Below are 403 nucleotides of genomic sequence, written 5' to 3'. Positions count from 1 at the left end.
GACCACGATCAGCAGCCCGCCGAGCCGGTCACGGCCTTCGCGCTGGCGGTGGCCGTGGTGGGCGAGACGCCGTCGGCCATGGCGGCCTGGGGGTTGGCGGGCGTGCTCGGCGGGCTGCTGATCGTGGTCTGGGCGGAAATGCACGCGGCGAAGCGCACCAAGGCCGCCGCCGCAGCGATGGACGGGGCCTGAGCGCAAAGGGCTGCCAGAAAAGGCTTCGTATACGGCCTCGGGTGCCCGGGCATTTGCGCAGCCCGCCTACAGCCGGGCTGCGTCCGGCTCCCCTAGACTTCCGCCCATCATGCCGAACCACCACCCGACTTCCCTCTCTCCGGCCGTCGATGGAGCGTCCGCGGCCCTGCCTCACGTGGACACCGGCTGCCGCTTCTGCACGGCCCTGCGT

Annotated in this window: 1 protein-coding gene; it reads left to right on the top strand. The window is 72.0% G+C overall.

The window, feature by feature from the left end:
• Window positions 1–192 (top strand): hypothetical protein (locus tag K9U40_RS24325; protein WP_282892605.1); only part of this gene is annotated, 192 nt, incomplete at its 5' end.
• Between the last annotated feature and the right edge of the window lie 211 nt (window positions 193–403).

This window comes from Xanthobacter autotrophicus, assembly GCF_030015065.1.
Classification (GTDB): domain Bacteria; phylum Pseudomonadota; class Alphaproteobacteria; order Rhizobiales; family Xanthobacteraceae; genus Xanthobacter; species Xanthobacter autotrophicus_D.
Note: the sequence above shows the minus strand (reverse complement) of the source record. Positions and strands in the feature narration are given on the sequence as shown.